The 15,086-nt window shown below is 41.0% G+C and carries 17 protein-coding genes and 4 pseudogenes; 8 read left to right on the plus strand and 13 right to left on the minus strand.

Annotated elements, in window-relative coordinates; all coding sequences use genetic code 11:
• Positions 1-17 precede the first annotated feature (17 nt).
• The 3 genes from STA7437_RS23310 to STA7437_RS23320 are packed head-to-tail and all read right to left on the minus strand — an operon-like array spanning position 18 to position 2,363.
• Entirely contained in the window at positions 18-479 is a 462-nt protein-coding gene (locus STA7437_RS23310) for a DUF6714 family protein (RefSeq protein WP_015212084.1), read from the minus strand.
• Between the two features lie 6 nt (positions 480-485).
• Complete coding sequence (locus STA7437_RS23315) at positions 486-1,658, minus strand: ParB/RepB/Spo0J family partition protein (RefSeq protein WP_015212085.1); 1,173 nt, start codon at positions 1,656-1,658, stop codon at positions 486-488.
• A 51-nt stretch (positions 1,659-1,709) separates the two neighbouring features.
• On the minus strand, positions 1,710-2,363 hold the full coding sequence (locus STA7437_RS23320) for a ParA family protein (RefSeq protein WP_015212086.1): 654 nt from the start codon (positions 2,361-2,363) through the stop codon (positions 1,710-1,712).
• A gap of 414 nt (positions 2,364-2,777) precedes the next feature.
• Here STA7437_RS23320 and STA7437_RS25200 point away from each other — a divergent pair, with 414 nt between their 5' ends.
• The 4 genes and pseudogenes from STA7437_RS25200 to STA7437_RS23335 form a co-directional block, all read left to right on the plus strand.
• Entirely contained in the window at positions 2,778-3,194 is a 417-nt protein-coding gene (locus STA7437_RS25200; RefSeq protein ID WP_015212087.1) for a hypothetical protein, read from the plus strand.
• 28 nt (positions 3,195-3,222) lie between these two features.
• Entirely contained in the window at positions 3,223-3,357 is a 135-nt protein-coding gene (locus STA7437_RS27530) for a hypothetical protein (protein ID WP_281169282.1), read from the plus strand.
• Positions 3,294-3,722, plus strand: a complete 429-nt coding sequence (locus tag STA7437_RS23330) for a hypothetical protein (protein WP_015212088.1) — start codon at positions 3,294-3,296, stop codon at positions 3,720-3,722. Before STA7437_RS27530 ends, STA7437_RS23330 begins: the two co-directional genes overlap by 64 nt.
• Before the next feature lie 148 nt (positions 3,723-3,870).
• A pseudogene (locus STA7437_RS23335) lies at positions 3,871-4,428 on the plus strand (transposase); the annotation flags it as partial.
• A 7-nt stretch (positions 4,429-4,435) separates the two neighbouring features.
• Here STA7437_RS23335 and STA7437_RS27820 read toward each other — a convergent pair.
• The 5 genes from STA7437_RS27820 to STA7437_RS27225 all read right to left on the minus strand — a co-directional run bounded on the left by STA7437_RS27820 (position 4,436) and on the right by STA7437_RS27225 (position 7,186).
• Positions 4,436-4,816 (minus strand): hypothetical protein, encoded by a 381-nt coding sequence (locus STA7437_RS27820; RefSeq protein ID WP_015212089.1) that lies wholly within the window; start codon positions 4,814-4,816, stop codon positions 4,436-4,438.
• Positions 4,817-5,197: 381 nt separating this feature from the next.
• The gene (locus tag STA7437_RS23340) at positions 5,198-5,446 is read right to left on the minus strand and encodes a DUF4926 domain-containing protein (RefSeq protein WP_015212090.1); all 249 of its coding nucleotides are present in this window, start codon (positions 5,444-5,446) and stop codon (positions 5,198-5,200) included.
• Positions 5,447-5,465: 19 nt separating this feature from the next.
• On the minus strand, positions 5,466-5,822 hold the full coding sequence (locus tag STA7437_RS23345; RefSeq protein ID WP_015212091.1) for a DUF6883 domain-containing protein: 357 nt from the start codon (positions 5,820-5,822) through the stop codon (positions 5,466-5,468).
• A 93-nt stretch (positions 5,823-5,915) separates the two neighbouring features.
• Positions 5,916-6,698, minus strand: coding sequence for a tyrosine-type recombinase/integrase (locus tag STA7437_RS23350; protein WP_245562179.1), 783 nt, complete (start codon positions 6,696-6,698; stop codon positions 5,916-5,918).
• Between the two features lie 203 nt (positions 6,699-6,901).
• Positions 6,902-7,186, minus strand: a complete 285-nt coding sequence (locus tag STA7437_RS27225; RefSeq protein WP_245562181.1) for a phage tail protein — start codon at positions 7,184-7,186, stop codon at positions 6,902-6,904.
• Between the two features lie 164 nt (positions 7,187-7,350).
• Here STA7437_RS27225 and STA7437_RS23360 point away from each other — a divergent pair, with 164 nt between their 5' ends.
• The 4 genes from STA7437_RS23360 (at position 7,351) to STA7437_RS23370 (ending at position 9,664) form a co-directional block, all read left to right on the plus strand.
• Positions 7,351-7,764, plus strand: coding sequence for a thermonuclease family protein (locus STA7437_RS23360; protein WP_051036143.1), 414 nt, complete (start codon positions 7,351-7,353; stop codon positions 7,762-7,764).
• Positions 7,713-7,922 (plus strand): thermonuclease family protein, encoded by a 210-nt coding sequence (locus STA7437_RS26340; protein WP_245562183.1) that lies wholly within the window; start codon positions 7,713-7,715, stop codon positions 7,920-7,922. The genes STA7437_RS23360 and STA7437_RS26340 overlap by 52 nt, the downstream gene beginning before the upstream one ends.
• Positions 7,923-8,060: 138 nt before the next feature.
• Positions 8,061-8,495 carry a pYEATS domain-containing protein gene (locus STA7437_RS23365; RefSeq protein WP_015212094.1) on the plus strand — a complete coding sequence of 145 codons (435 nt, stop codon included), beginning with the start codon at positions 8,061-8,063 and terminating at the stop codon, positions 8,493-8,495.
• Positions 8,496-8,536: 41 nt separating this feature from the next.
• Positions 8,537-9,664: an ISAs1 family transposase gene (locus STA7437_RS23370; RefSeq protein WP_015212095.1), complete on the plus strand. Its 1,128-nt coding sequence runs from the start codon at positions 8,537-8,539 to the stop codon at positions 9,662-9,664.
• A 405-nt stretch (positions 9,665-10,069) separates the two neighbouring features.
• Here the strand turns inward: STA7437_RS23370 and STA7437_RS23375 are convergent, their stop codons facing one another.
• From STA7437_RS23375 to STA7437_RS23395, 5 genes and pseudogenes are all read right to left on the minus strand, one after another.
• Positions 10,070-10,369, minus strand: a complete 300-nt coding sequence (locus STA7437_RS23375; RefSeq protein WP_015212096.1) for a HigA family addiction module antitoxin — start codon at positions 10,367-10,369, stop codon at positions 10,070-10,072.
• 11 nt (positions 10,370-10,380) lie between these two features.
• Positions 10,381-10,639, minus strand: a pseudogene (locus STA7437_RS27825) (type II toxin-antitoxin system RelE/ParE family toxin).
• Positions 10,640-10,681: 42 nt separating this feature from the next.
• Positions 10,682-11,071 (minus strand): annotated as a pseudogene (locus STA7437_RS25995) (IS1 family transposase); the annotation flags it as partial.
• 43 nt (positions 11,072-11,114) lie between these two features.
• Positions 11,115-11,432 (minus strand): annotated as a pseudogene (locus tag STA7437_RS23390) (AAA family ATPase); the annotation flags it as partial.
• Positions 11,433-11,490: 58 nt separating this feature from the next.
• On the minus strand, positions 11,491-15,075 hold the full coding sequence (locus STA7437_RS23395) for a plasmid replication protein, CyRepA1 family (protein ID WP_015212098.1): 3,585 nt from the start codon (positions 15,073-15,075) through the stop codon (positions 11,491-11,493).
• Between the last annotated feature and the right edge of the window lie 11 nt (positions 15,076-15,086).

Raw genomic sequence — 15,086 nt, forward strand, 5'->3', positions numbered from 1 at the left:
TAATCTCTTTTTAGGATTTAGTTTAACCAATATTCTTCTAGAACTTGCATAGCATAGTTCTGATAATTAGAGCGTTCGTCAAAAGCTAAAAACTCAAGAAAATCAACAATGACTGACTTTTGTTCTATTGTAAGTACGGATAATCTAGGCGGTTCTGGATCGGGAGGACGTAATGATGACAATGTTCCCTCGACGGTAAGACAAGATTGAGGGGGAGCTTCAGCCATAGCATGACGGAGAGTATAATCAATCAGGAAAGGTAAATAGTAACGCCAGGATAAAGCATCGAGATAGGGAAGAGCAAAATAGGCAAACTTTTGTAAATAATCATCGGTAGGTTTGTCTAGCTGCTCATCATAGGGTGGTGGTAGTTTGTAGCTATCTACAGCATTGCCAGCACGAAGAGTCATCGGTGGGATTTTAAGCGAGTCAGTATGAAAGACAGCATAAGCCCGCTCGCTTACTTTTTTATTGTTCATGGCTTCTTAAACTGGTTTGTTTCTCACCCAACGATCGCCATTCACTTCCCACTCCTGTAATTTCTTCGCCAAGGCAGCAGGGGGTTTTTTCCCTTTAACCCGATAATCGCGAATGATTAGATTACTGACTTTCAACAATGCTCCTAGTTCATCATCTGTTATTCCAGGTTCTTCTGTTTCCTGATTTGATTCGGGTTCGCTATCTGCTGCTTCAAAAATTGGCTCTAAATTGGCTTTGTTGACCTCCAGATTGGATTCGGATTCAATTAACTGCTCCAACTGTGCCAATAGAGATTCGAGTTTCTTCCTCTTCTTGGGGTCTTGCCAGAGTTGTTTAGATGTTTTCAGTTTCTTATAAGTCGTATCGACACGAGTTTTTAGTTCTTCTTTCTCCTTAGTTGGTTTGAGTGCTTTGATTTTCTCTTTGATCTGACTCAAGGAGAGGGAGTTAGTAATCGCATCTTCGAGTAATTGTTTTCTTAGTTCTTCATCTTTAACAGACGCGATCACTTTAGCTTTAGTGTATTCGATTCGTCCACTTCTAAGCGCAGAGAGAACGTCTTCGGGTAATCTGAGTAAAGGTAAGCGGTTAGCAGTGAAAGATTCCCTGTTCATCTTGCCCAAGTCAGTAAAAATTTGATTCACTGACTCAATTTCCGAGTTACTGATAACGTTATCAGTAATTTTTCCAGCAGTTACATTTTGCATTTGATAAAGCAGGGATATAATCTCTGTCGTTTCTATAGCTAATTTCAGAGCCAGCAGTTGTAAAATCCCTTCAGTTTCTTCTACAGGATTTAAATCTTCTCTTTGCAGGTTTTCAATCAGAGCTAACTGTAAAGCTTCAGTTTCACTTAATTGCCGAATAACTACTGGAACTTCGGTTAAAGAGGCGATTTGGGCTGCTCGATAGCGTCTTTCTCCTGCAACTAATTCATATTGATTATCTCCTAGAGGTCGCACTAATAAGGGTTCCAAAATTCCATGAGAAGAGATCGATTGAACTAGAGATTGTAGTTTTTCAGGATCGAAGTAACGGCGTGGTTGCTGCTCAGGAAGATGGATCGATTCAATCTTCACGAATTCAGCAGCAGAATTTACGGCTTCTTTGGGAGAGGTCACGGAACTTTGAAAAAACTCTCTTGCGCTTTCATCAAGTGATTTACGTTTGGAAGGCATAACAAAAATAGGAGTAAGGATTAATGGATACAGAAAGATAAATTCTATTAGTTAAGTATTAAGTAGTCCAAAAATTTCCTCGAAAAGTTGGGCGTATTCGGCTCTTGCCGTGATAGCTGGTTTGCCTGTCATCGTCCAAATGGTTGCATTTTGTCCAGGCGCATCACTAATAACTTCTCGGTCATGAATAACTGTCTTGAGTGCTAAGACTCCAGGAACGGTTTTTAAAAAACGAGTAGCTTCCTCTTTGAGGCGAGTTCCCGATTTAGCTCGATTGATAAAAATAGCTCCGAGGGGCGAACCCTGTCGCATCTCTTGAGCTTGATTGATTAATAATACGGCTTTGAGAGTTGAACTGAGGTCGAGAACTTTAGGCTGAATCGGTACAATGACCAAATCGACACGAGCCAGTATAGCTTTAGTTTCATCTTCTAATCGTCCTGCTGGCCCATCAACAACTATATATTCGTATTTTTGAGCTAGCTGAGGAATTTCTTCAAAAAGTTGCTCTTTGTCGCTAATTACCTGTGTGGGAATTGATGGAGTCAGATTGTACAACCATTGAGAGGAAGAGTTTTGAGAATCGGCATCAATAAGCAGAGTAGTTTGTTTCTTTTGTACTGCTAAATAATAAGCAAGATGAACGGCAGTAGTAGTTTTGCCAGTTCCTCCTTTTTGATTGGCTAATGCGATGATATGGCTCATCTGGAAGTGGGTTATTTTACCTCATCTAAGGTAATCCTACCTTGATTGAAAGGGCAGAAAAATTAATGATGTGATCAGAAAATTAAGACAATCGCTCTGTCGATGTTGCCAAATTAATATTTAAAGTTGAAAAACTCGAACTAAAAATCACACGATTTGCTTGGGAAAGAAATTAAGACCATTGCTACAAAATTGATTTCAAACTACAGAAACATCTCGTCTTTGTTGGAAAATTTTGATTTCTATGGATACTTTCTCAAAGTAATGATTTGAAAGGCGAAAGGAAGCACAAACTTTGTCTGTTTTAATTCTGGTATCTTTACAAACTCTTCACGGAATTCCAGTGGAAGTCTCGATCAAAATTTATTCTAAGTTTCCATAATATGGACATAGGAAAAATTTTTTTTTGAACCCATGAACCAGAATTCCGCCACAGAAAACCAGACTCGACCAGAAGACCTGCAAACCAAATATGGTATTAAAAAAGAGGCTTATTATAATCGTCTAAACTTCCTCGGTATCAAAGCAAATAAAGATTCTAATGGTAGAGCTTACCTAACAAACGAGCAAGTTAATTTGATGGACGAACTAGATTCTTATATCAAGGAAAATGGAAAAATGGAGGGTTTTTCTAACAGAAATTCTGAAGATAATTCAGGAGCGATGGTGAAATCTGAAACCACTGCTATCGAACAATCGCCTGAAAATATCTATGTCGAACCAGAAAATCCCGTCGATAATCTCGACCTTGAAACCATACTCCGCAAAGCATCAGAACTAAAAGCCCGTGAACTAGCAACTCCCGATTTAGCCATTAGAGCGATCACGTAGTGCCTCGCTGCGCGAGATCGCGGATCGGATGACTGAGGAAGATCTACCAGAAGATTTGAAGCAGAAAGTTCAAGCAGTGAGGGAAGCAGTCAACCCAAAGTGGACACCAGGACAACTAGCCGACAAGATTTTGAGTCAGTATCGCAGCAGTCGGGGGAGTTAGAACTAGAAGAAGAAAATACTCCAGCTACTCCTTTTACTCTCTCCAAATCTATTAAAGATACAGAACATTTCTCTAAGGTTTGTGATGCGGTTTGTGCTGGTAATTCAGTCCTGGTATTGGGTGAAGCGGGAACGGGTAAGGGTGACTTTGCCCTCGCTCTCCATCAGGAATTGTCAGGAGAGTTTAACAGTGCCATTGCTACTTACAAGGGTTCTTTGAAAAAATTCTTTATCGCGATCGCTTTCCAGTTAGATATCCCGACGACGGAAACCCAGTATAACAAGAATGGCGATCCGACAGGAGAGAAGGATTTAACTGTAGATGATACTGTTGGCGAAAGTAATCAGGAAAAGATTCAAACGTAATCTAAAGCGGATAATTAGTACAAAGACTCTATAAAACGGTAGACAAGTTCTCAACTATTACATGGACGAGGTAAGTAGAATTAATTTCCAAGTAATACATGGTTGAATCGATATCCTGAAAATAGTAATTTGGAGACAAATTGAACCAGTGTCTTTACATCCACAACCGATTCCGCCAGTTCCAGAACAAACCTTAAGAGTCGCCCGTGCTGCTTTCCCTAAAGGTAATATTTACTTACAGATTCGAGATACCTTGGGCAGTATTTATATTGATGAGGACTTTGCCGATCTATTTTCAGTGAAAGGTCAGCCCGCTCAGTCACCTTGGCGGTTAGCTTTAATCTGTGTAATGCAATACATGGAAAATCTATCAAATCGTCAAGCAGCGGACGCAGTGAGAGGAAGAATTGATTGGAAATATGCACTGTCTTTGCCTTTAGAAGACTCTGGGTTTGATTTTTCTGCTTTGAGCGAATTTCGTAAACGCTTGATTGAAGGAGGTTCTGAAGAACTATTGTTAAACAGAATCTTAGAAAAATTAAGAGAACAAGAATTAATAAAAGGGCATAAGCGACAACGCACCGATTCAACACATATTTTAGCTGCAATACGCCCCCTCAATCGGCTAGAAACTTTGGGGGAGACAATGCGGGCAGCCCTCAATAGTTTGGCGGTGGCTGCTCCTAACTGGTTAGCCAAACACCTACCATGTATTACTTGGAGGAAAATAAGATCAGTTCAATCAATCGTTTCAAGCTTTTCTCTACCAGCTTGTAAGATGATGCTTGCTTACCTAATCTCAATTCTTGTAAAACTTTGGTGGCTAAAGAATACAATTCATCTCTATTGAGAGATTTCTCGGTTTTTAAGCTAAATTTTTCGAGATTTAGCGGTTCAATTTTCCCTAAATCTCCAAGAATTGACCTATTGTGTTGCACTAGATTTTCTAATAAGTCAGCCCTAGTTATACCCAGACATTCTGAAGCAATTCCCAATTCTTTCCATGTGCTGTCGGTTAGTCGTATAGAGCGAACTTGCCGATAATCCTGATTTTTTAGGGTGAATTTTCCCTGGATATCTCGTCTACGTTTCATGGCATTTATCCATGTATTGCATGGATAAAGTTTAACACTTATCTCCTACCTTGTATTACTTGGAAAGGGGAGATAATTTGTTTACTAGATTTTTTAGGAACTTTGTACCAATTAATCCATTGTGTATTGCGCTTAAAACACCTACTGATTACTTTCGCCAACAGTATCCCTTATCGTGGGAAAGTAAGACGGGTTAAGATTTTAGGGCAGAGCGATCGCAGTATTAATGTAGAGGTGACTTTAGATATTCGGGGTGGTCAGTAGAGCGGTGCCGAAGGCAACAGCGAAAGCTGGTCGCCAGACCCTAATCCAACTCAATCAACTTACGAATTAACTCCCACGGCTGCACGTGCTTTCTATCTAGAAGTAACCGCCAGGGAATTAGATCGCGACCATCTCAGGCTGAGAATTAGGATTAGCTGGCTCGAAGCGCAACACCATAAACTGTTCGGGACGCAAACCCAAAGATTCATAGGTGCGTCCTTGTTTATCGCTAAACTCAACTTCCATTGCCGTACCATCAGCCAAAATTTCCACTACTGTTCCCACTTGACCCCGCCAGAGATTTTCTTCAGGAAGGTCAACTGTTAATGCCACTACATCGAGGAGTTTAATATTATTGGTTATCATGAGAGGTTTACCTCCTTCTTCAAGTAAGAGGATAGCAACTGGTCAATCGGGGAATTGATGAATCAGTCTCAATAATCCAGCCACTACGAATGACTGCACTTTTATTTTGCCATGACAACGTAAAATCTAAAGTATAACGCTGTCCGAAGGAGTCTCTTCGCCCCAACCTAGCTTCATGGGTTTTGACAACTTCAAGCAGGATTTGACGTAACAGGAGTGCATTCTCCGCCGTCATCCCCAACATAGATTGAAAAAGTCGTGCTTTATGTTTGCCCGTACTATGTTCTGGATTGAGACAATAATCTCGTAATTTACGAAGCTCGACAACTGCATTTTCTGCATTGGGTATAAGCTTGGTTGAATTAGATTCTGCCATCGGATTTTTTGCTCACCCCCCACTATTCCAAATCAATAAACTTACTCGTACACTCCGATGGCTGCACATGAAGGTATCTAGAAGTAACAGCCATCAAATATTAATAAACTGACTAGAACCCTGGTCGGGATTAATATGCAGATAACGTTCTGTCGTCTCCAACTTACTATGACCGAGAGATTGCTGTAACAATCTCAAATTACAACCCGATTCAATCGCATGGGAAGCATGAGAATGTCTCAACCAGTGACAGGATGCTTTTTCCGATACACCAGAGCGTTTGGCACAATCCTTAACAATCCTGAATACCATCGTCCTCTCTAACGGTCTACCAGTACGAGAGACAAAGACAGCATCGATAAGTCTCGGCACGGACATATCAAGCGGGCGAATCGAGTTCGCCCGTCTTGTCCTCAGCTTCATCAACAGTTCCCAGACAGATGAGGGAATCAGCACCACGCGGGTTTTATCTCCTTTACCAAACACCGTGCATTTACCCCCTTCTCGACATGATTGCAGGTCACTCCAAGTTAAGCTGCACACCTCCGATACTCTCAAACCACAACCATACATCAAACACAACAAAGCCCGATCGCGATCGCTTTTAGTCGCGGAGATTAATTTCAAACAATCCGACTCGGATAAGATTCGTTCGGCTAACTTTTCCTTAACCTTGGGACATTTGATGTAGCTGCCAACATTAATGGATAAATAATTAACCTTGACGCAGAAACTAAACAGAGACTTAATCGCCCTGAGTTTATTCGATACCGTAGACGGTTGATCGGTTAACTGTAACCGCCTATGCCACAACTGTAAATCTTCAATCGCCACGGAAGCTAGAGGTTTATTGATAAAGGAAAAAAACCCAGTCACGATACTGCTGTAGCTTACTTGAGTCGTCCTGCTTTTATCTCCAAGCCAGATGTAGACAATCTCTCGGTCGGTTTCCGCACGGGTTAAAACATTATTGTTCATAGTTCAACAAACCTGTGGATTTTGTTGAGTTGGATAGGTATATAAAAAGCTATCTACCTACCCATGAGTAAATTATTTATCGATCGCGTTCGATCAGACTATCAACTTTGTTCTCGATCGCCGTTAATTTTCGCGCGTATCGTCGGTCTGTCTTCGTCTAATGATGATAATAAATTGGCTATCCCTCTTTGAGTCTGGATGATTTGCCTTTGATTCTCTTCTAAGAACCTCATCCTTTCTTCGTGTTCGAGCCGATCTGTAGCTCGTTGTTCCATCATGGCTATCCTGGCACGAGAATTAGATTCTATAATTGCCTCAATTCTGTCAAGGCGAGAGGTTCGCTCCTGGTCGTCGCGATCACTATTGTTTCCGTTACTACTTGTCATTGGTATACTTAACTTAAGTTTTACTTGGGGAAGCTTCATGATTGTCAGTCGGGAGGCTTCCTTTTTAATTATTGTATTGTCTCACTTCCCATAAACGATTTAAATCGCACCTATATTTAATTACATGAGCCAGGGTAGAGGAATTGACTTAAATTCATCCATCCGTGAAAAAATTTCTCAACCAAATCGCTCTATTGATTGGCTTACTCTTGGTTACTTATCCTTATCTAGCCAGGAAAATCTCTTTTTTGCCTCAATTCTCTTTTAATCTCCCTCAAACTCCTACAGATACCACAGTTTGGCAAGTCAAATCAGGTAGCATTTATGACGGTGACACCCTGCGTTTGATTGGTAACAATCGAGAACTGAAAATTAGACTGTGTGGGATTGATGCCCCAGAAAAAAACCAACCATTAGGAATTGAAGCTCGTAATTACTTGCGAAGTCTCATCGCTCAAGGCGACGGTACAGTTTATCTAGTTCGTGCAGGGAAGATAAATACGGGCGTACTGTTGGCGAGTTGTTTATGCCTCTCAAATCCAATCCAGAACGGGAAATACACCTCAACACAGAAATGATTTCTGCTGGAATGGCTTGGCACTACAAACAATATTCGGGTAACTGTCCCAATCAGTATGAATTCGATCTGGCTCTCGATAATGCCAAACAAGATAAGGTAGGAGTTTATTCAGGTAATCATCAACCACCTTGGGAATTTAGAAAGGCGTTGAAGTAGGGCGATTACACTGATGAAATTGATTTATTAATAACTGGAAATATCTGTAAATAGATAAGTTTTAATTACAATTTCAAAAACATTACACCAACTTGCAGAAATGATAAATTATGGTGATGTTTTATCAAGAATGGTCGAATGGCAAACAATAGAAGAAACACAGGCAGTGACGGAAAGAAAGAGAGTATCTTAGAAAAGATTTTTGTACCTGTCATTATTGCTCTTCTTACGGCGGGAACCGCTCCTTTTTGGTTACAAATGTTGTTAGATTTATTCAAACCTACTCCAGAACCTACTTCAAATCCCCCTTATGCAAGTTCATCTAATATTAGGGTTAGTAATAATTCTCAACGAGTAGGCGGAGGACGCTGGGATTGGACAGTTTATATCGATGAAGATTCGAGTACTATTTCCAAAATTGATTGTGTTGAGTATACATTACATCCTACTTTTTCTAATCGTTTTCAAAGAGTTTGTAACTCGCCAACTAATAATTTTGCTCTTAGTTCAAATGGCTGGGGTGAATTTAACATCAGGGCAAACGCATCTAAATTTAGGGACGAGCAAAAATGATAAATTAAGTCGAGAGTAAAAAAGCAACCTGACAAGCGAGAATGAAGCTCAGACCAAAAATTACGCTCATTGACCATTTCTCGAAGTTGACTGACCCCAGAATCGACCGCACCAAAGAACACCTACTCATCGATATTGTCACCATTGCCATCTGTGCCATGATTTGTGGTGCGGATAATTGGGTTGCCATGGAGACTTACGGTCAATCCAAACAAGAATGGTTACAGCAGTTTCTGGAGTTACCCAATGGCATACCTTCCCATGACACGTTTGCACGAGTTTTTGCTCGAATTGACCCGTCAGAATTTCAACAGTGCTTTCGGGATTGGGTAAGTTCAATCGCACAATTAATGTCAGCAGAAGTGGTCAGCATTGATGGCAAAACTTTGAAACACTCTGGGTCAAAGGGAATTGGCAAGAAGGCGATTCATCTGGTTAATGCTTGGGCAAGTGAGCAAAGATTAGTTCTCCGACAGTGCAAAGTAGACCAACGTTCTAATGAAATTACCGCTATCCCTGAATTAATCAAACTGCTGGAATTGACAGGCTGTTTAGTGACGATTGATGCCATGGGGACTCAAACCGAGATTGCCCAACTAATTCAGGATTCAGGTGCTGATTATTGTCTGGCTCTCAAAGGCAATCACAAGCACCTCCATGAAGAAGTGCAGCAACTATTTGCCTTGGGTCAAGCTCAAGATTGGCAAGGAATCCCACACAGTTTTCATCGCACTATCGAGAAGGGTCATGGGCGCACTGAAATTCGACGTTATTGGACGATGGCGACGGGAGAATTTTTCCTTGATAATGACAAGTGGGCAGGGCTTCAAAGTATCGGGTTAGTGGAGTCGGTGCGTAAGATTGGGCAGGAAACAACCACCTCGAAGCGTTACTATCTCAATAGTTTTGCTAGTGATGCCCGTTTGTTAGCTCATGCTGTCCGTAGTCATTGGGGAATTGAGAATAGTTTGCATTGGATTTTGGATGTTGCTTTTGCCGAAGATGATTCTCCGATTCACTCTGACCATGCGCCTGAGAATTTAGCTCGATTACGGCAGATGGCTCTCAATCTTCTTTCTCAAGAGAAAACTGCCAAAATTGGCGTAGCTAATAAAAGGCTCAAAGCGGCTTGGGACAATGATTATCTTGCCAAAGTTTTAGGCATTTAACCTTTCATCTGTATTTTTTTAACTGACTGTTAGTAGTCCAATTTGGGCTGCTGTTTTTGCGGACAAATACGCTCTTTTATGCTTTTGAGCTCTTTTAATTGGCGTTCGCTCAAGGGTTCGCTCAACTTACCAGGTAAGTTGTTTTTCCGAATTCATTGTAACTGCTGTTTGCTTCTGATTTAGATGCGTTTGCCCTGAGTTTAGATGATAATTTAACGTAATGTTCGTCAATTTCTTAAGTTATAAACTCGAACAAGAAAATAAAAAGCTCATTGAAATTGACAGATAGCAGAGGAAGTGTAAGTCAAGATCGAGGACGAAAGACCAAGGCAATGCAGCATTCGATGAAGCTAGAAACCCTAACTTAGCTGACGCTTGAAGTTAGGGTAGTTCATTGTCATAAAACTAAACGATTGGTTGAATCTTTTCAATCTCCCCTCCTTCTTTTTGCATGACCCGATATAGCTCGTTCGCCCTTTGCATATTTAACCAGAAATCAGGAGATGTATTAAAATATTTGGCTAATCTCAAAGCAGTACTGGTTGTAATTCCCCTCTTACCATTAATCAGTTCGTTAATCCTTTGATAGCTTACTCCAATTCCATCAGCGAGTTGTTGCTGGGTCAATCCCATTGGTTCTAAGAATTCTTCTTTCAACATCTCACCAGGACTGGTAGGGGGTCTATTAGTTGGGATATTAACCATAAGCTTACTTCTCAATGATAATCTACAATTTCAACATCTTTAATACCATCGTCTGACCAGATAAAACAAATTCTGTACTGGTCGTTAATGCGAATACTGTGTTGTCCTTCTCGGCTGCCTTTTAAAGCCTCTAATCGATTCTTAGGTGGAGAACGCAAATCATTTAAGCTAGCTGCACTCATCTAATTGGTCGAGCTTTCGTCTCGCTATTTTCCATAGATTTTGAGGGCAAACTTTCCGCGCATACTTTGTATCATCTCCATTAAAAATATCGGCGTTGCTGAATGAGTAAGGATTTAGGCGATCGCCTACTGTCCATAATAGTATTCCAGGTTTCCAATGATTTACTACTGTCCAAACCCACACCTTATTCTTTTTGTTCCCGATAAATGTTTGTAACTCATCTATCTCGGTTATCTCAGGAATTTCTTCTCCATCTGGAGCATCGGGTAATTTAATTCCCTCTTCTTTAATCCAATTCATGACTGTGGTGTGGTGAATTTCTATGACTCTCTCAATACCTCTTAAACCCATTCCATTTAGATACATTTTGAGACATAGTTGTCTAACTTCAGGTGGATAGCTCCGCTCTATTGGCGATTCAACAAACTGTCTTCCACAATCTCGGCATTTGTAGCATTGTTTTCGACGACGAAGACCGTTTTTAGTTACTCTTTGTGAGTTGCATCTGGGACATTTCATCTCTTCATTATGCCAAAAACATCATTACTCATTCAGCAACGCCATACTTCCCTTTATCCGTAGCTATAGAAATTGCTTCTCGAATATCCTTAACTCCAGCTAGAACGGCGTTAATAGCTATAAAATGAGCGCGGGTGGTTTGAGCGATGATGCGAGCTAGAGTAGTTTTTCCCGTTCCTGGAGGACCAAAGAAAATTAGTGAAGATAACTGGTCGGCGACAATGGCACGACGGAGTAAGCGTCCCTCACCGACGATATGGTCTTGCCCCACAAATTCATCTAGAGTTCGGGGTCGCATTCGATCTGCTAGAGGTGCTTCAGATTTGACTTTTTGTTGATAATTTTGCTCGAATAAGTCCATCTATTTTGGATTTTAGAACATTTAGTTGCAGAGATTTGGTAATTTTGTCTACCTCTATTCAACAAGGTTTTAATTCTTGACAGTTTACCAATACCTCTTTGCCGTAAGTATCTTTAATTTTTGCCACTATGCCAGTAGTGGCTTGTACGATCCATGTTCCTTTAGTTTTGAACCATTTAACTATCGTTCCAGGTTGAATAAGATGTTCGGGTTCTCTTGTTATGTCCATTCTTTGAGATAAATTATTATCTTTCCCTATAGTGGACACGGGACGGACCGCTGAAATGGAGGAACGCCGACCGAGCAAGGGAATGCGTTCCGATGAGGCTTCATCGAACATCGCGTCCTCAGACATATTGGTAGTAGATTCGACTTGAGTGAAGGCACTGTCTCTTTGTAACCAACTAGCAAAGATTTCTTCTCTTCCATCATCGGGAAGCTTCAACATATAAACCCTCTCTCGCTGTTCTCTCGAACCCAGACGACCGATACAGGTTAGCTTGAGTCCTAAAAGACCGAGCAGCTTTTGGACTATTTTAATCGGAGTATCTGATTCAACTATGGTCAAACCTAAGAAAGTTTTAAGTTCTCTTTGATTAGACAAGGCTAGTTCGGCAATCAACTGAAGATTGGGGTCGCTACCACGGTATTGAACGTGAGGCACGCTGCTTTTTAAGCAGCTTGTGCAATCACGAGGACACGGGACTTGAGGGAACTTCAAGTCCGTGAGATGTCTGTGTTGTTGAACTCCTGGTTTGAGTAATCCAATTACTAATGTTTCTAATAATCTTAGGGAAGTAGAGAGTAAAGAGCGATTAAAATCTGGCAGCCATAAGCGATTTTTGGTATTAATAGCGATCGCTTTCAACTGTTTTGAGTCTCGTTCGATTAAATAGGACCTGCCGACGGTGAGATAATAATGGAAGAGTAATTGAGAATACCAACCTTCATCATCTTTAGCTACTAATTCGGGGGTAATAGCTATATCGCTGCCATATCGTCTGACTAAATGACCCTTGCGCTCGCTCCATCTTTCTTGTTTAGTTTTGGCTCGTTTGTCTTTGAATTTCTGATATTGGTCATCAGTCGGTATGGGTGCGTTAGCTATTTCGATACATTCATTTTGATATTTTGTTTGGGCTACTTGTTTTAATTGTGTTTCTATTTCAGTAGTGGGATTGGACTCTTTTTGATTAAGTTCGGGGGGAGAGGTCACTAAATGTCCTTCAGCAATCAAACCCTCTACAATAGAATTACGATAATTTTGCATGGAGAGGTTGATATAACAGCCTCTTTTTGCCCAGGTGTTGAGGGATTCTGGTTGAAAGTTGGTATTGAGATCGAGGTCGCTCAGGGACGCATCAGCAGCCTGGAGCAAGCGAATATTGGTACTGGCTTGAGTTTTAGTGCTGGCAATTAGAGCTTTTTTAACGATAGCCCCATTGCCTACCATAGATTTATGGAAACCCCTATAGGCAGCCCAAAGATAACGAGGGACCGAAGCACGAATACGAGCTAACGCTTGACGAATAGAATCGGCAGTCTGTACTCCTTGAGCGATCGCCCAGACGGAATCGAAGTGAGGAATATTTTGGGTTTTTCCTAAGTTCGTGATTATTCCCTCAAGTAATAATTGAAAGGCTATGGGAACTTTTGAATAACAATTATCCGTTCTTTGGCATTCGATACTGACTCCCGTTTCAATTGAAGGGGAGGCGATCGCGATATCGTATCGGGGTAATATTTCATTGAGGTGGGCAATACAGCCATAAGCTGGATGGGAAGGCTCTGCTACTGTTTCCGAATCTATACGAAGGATTTTTTTATCTGGGAATTCTAGTTGTAAATAAGATTCTAAATTTTGCGTACCCCATTTAGATTTTAATTTTTGTGCCGAACAACTGATAAATGGCTTGCCACCTGCTTTAATATGATTGACTAAATCTCGAACCAAACGCGCGGGATTTTTATCTTCATAGTTATAGACTGTCCAACGTTGCTGTATGGGTGGTTGCCAATCATTGACGATGACAAATGGTTCGACATGGAAACCTGCTAGAGAACGGATATAGTCGATAGCAACATCGGATAAATCGGCATCGGCAAGATATACTTTACCCTCACCTGAAAAATTGTTTTGAATTAGGGTTTTAAATTGCGCTAAAATTTCTACTCTCTCTGAAGCACAGGTAGCAGAGTTAAGCATATGCCAAATAACTTGTTCGGCTTCATCGATAATTATCACCCCGTCCTGCCAATTATCGGCATTAAACCTTGCTCCTGAGTTGGGATGAAGAGAGTCAATACAGAGTCCTATCCCTAGTACTGTTCCGTATTCGACGGTTCTGATTTCCGTCAGATAGGGCAGTCCCACTCTCTGACATAAAGCTTCTCCCAGTTGAATGCGGTGGGTAAGTAATAACACCCATTTACCCTCTCTAGTGGCTCGGTCTACTATTTGTTCGAGTAAATGGGTTTTGCCCGTGCCTTTGGGGGATTTGAGGCAGATTAGTTTAGCAGTTTCGGGAATTGGGATAGGGTTTAGGTAATTGGGGGACTGGGGGACAAGGGGACTAGAAGATTGCTCTAATAAAAGATCTCCCCGTCTGCCTCCTGCCTTAACTAAAGACCCCAAATATCTTCTATTAACCCGAATATTAGCTTGATAAGTTAGTTGTACTGAAGATTGTACCAGCCAAGTTTCTAAAGATAATGCCTTATCATAGGCTCGATGAAATGCTTCTGCACCATGTTGAACGATTAAATCATCGACTCCTTTGGGAGGCTCTTGCCAACGGATTACTTTAACATTGACTCCAGCTTTAGTAAAAAGTTTTCCTGTTTTGGCGATCGCCTTATTAACATTGGCAATTGTACTGGCTTTAGTATCTTTGTCAAAGGCAAAATAAATTTTACGTCCTGGTGTAGCAAAGACTTGAAGTTGGGGAATCAGTTGAGCCAGCCCTGTATACCTGCCAAATTCGTCTTTGGGTTGGCGGTAACCATTGAAAATGCCTGGGAGAGCGATCGCTGCATAACCCAAACTGAGTAATGAAGCTGCTTTTTTAGCTCCTTCAGTAATAATTAAAGGAACTTCTGAATTATTTACGACCCATTCCCAGAAAGATAGTGGTTGATTTTTATCTCTCAGTCTAAGGGCTAAAGGAGAGAGAAATAGCTTGATTTTGTTAAGTTTTGCTACTTTATACCAGAGAAGTCGAGAAACTCTCAGGGCAATTATTCCTGTTGGGTGTTTAGGAGGAGCTTCATATTTAATTATTTTGCCTTTATCTGCCGATAGTCTCGGTTGCAGTGGTTTGAATTGTCCCCAGGGATCGTCATTGTAATTGTTGAGGACATCGACTCCCGATACCCACCAACCTCCAGCTTCAATATGGCGATACCGTTTGAGGATGCTATAGCTGATTGCACCAGAATTAGTTCGTTTTAGTTTTTCGGAAATAAACAGACGATTTAATGCTGCCTGACCTTCCAGGTGGAAGAAGTTTAACTCGATTAGATCGGAATGAATTCCGCTTCCTTGGCAGAGTTCTTGATATTCGGCAGATGTTAATTGGTTTGGTGGTTGTTTTTCATTTGATTTATCTAAGGCAGCAAATTGTTTTGACGATTTTTGTGTCATTGATGCAGACT

The organism is Stanieria cyanosphaera PCC 7437, from assembly GCF_000317575.1.
GTDB classification, from domain to species: Bacteria; Cyanobacteriota; Cyanobacteriia; order Cyanobacteriales; family Xenococcaceae; genus Stanieria; species Stanieria cyanosphaera.

Excerpts from the sequence above, each read along its gene's own strand:
- STA7437_RS23310 (WP_015212084.1), bottom strand. The coding sequence starts at position 479 with ATGAACAATAAAAAAGTAAGCGAGCGGGCTTATGCTGTCTTTCATACT.
- STA7437_RS23315 (WP_015212085.1), bottom strand. The coding sequence starts at position 1,658 with ATGCCTTCCAAACGTAAATCACTTGATGAAAGCGCAAGAGAGTTTTTT.
- STA7437_RS23320 (WP_015212086.1), bottom strand. The coding sequence starts at position 2,363 with ATGAGCCATATCATCGCATTAGCCAATCAAAAAGGAGGAACTGGCAAA.
- STA7437_RS25200 (WP_015212087.1), top strand. The coding sequence starts at position 2,778 with ATGAACCAGAATTCCGCCACAGAAAACCAGACTCGACCAGAAGACCTG.
- STA7437_RS27530 (WP_281169282.1), top strand. The coding sequence starts at position 3,223 with ATGACTGAGGAAGATCTACCAGAAGATTTGAAGCAGAAAGTTCAAGCA.
- STA7437_RS27820 (WP_015212089.1), bottom strand. The coding sequence starts at position 4,816 with ATGAAACGTAGACGAGATATCCAGGGAAAATTCACCCTAAAAAATCAG.
- STA7437_RS23340 (WP_015212090.1), bottom strand. The coding sequence starts at position 5,446 with ATGATAACCAATAATATTAAACTCCTCGATGTAGTGGCATTAACAGTT.
- STA7437_RS23345 (WP_015212091.1), bottom strand. The coding sequence starts at position 5,822 with ATGGCAGAATCTAATTCAACCAAGCTTATACCCAATGCAGAAAATGCA.
- STA7437_RS27225 (WP_245562181.1), bottom strand. The coding sequence starts at position 7,186 with ATGACAAGTAGTAACGGAAACAATAGTGATCGCGACGACCAGGAGCGA.
- STA7437_RS26340 (WP_245562183.1), top strand. The coding sequence starts at position 7,713 with ATGCCTCTCAAATCCAATCCAGAACGGGAAATACACCTCAACACAGAA.
- STA7437_RS23365 (WP_015212094.1), top strand. The coding sequence starts at position 8,061 with ATGGCAAACAATAGAAGAAACACAGGCAGTGACGGAAAGAAAGAGAGT.
- STA7437_RS23370 (WP_015212095.1), top strand. The coding sequence starts at position 8,537 with ATGAAGCTCAGACCAAAAATTACGCTCATTGACCATTTCTCGAAGTTG.
- STA7437_RS23375 (WP_015212096.1), bottom strand. The coding sequence starts at position 10,369 with ATGGTTAATATCCCAACTAATAGACCCCCTACCAGTCCTGGTGAGATG.
- STA7437_RS23395 (WP_015212098.1), bottom strand. The coding sequence starts at position 15,075 with ATGACACAAAAATCGTCAAAACAATTTGCTGCCTTAGATAAATCAAAT.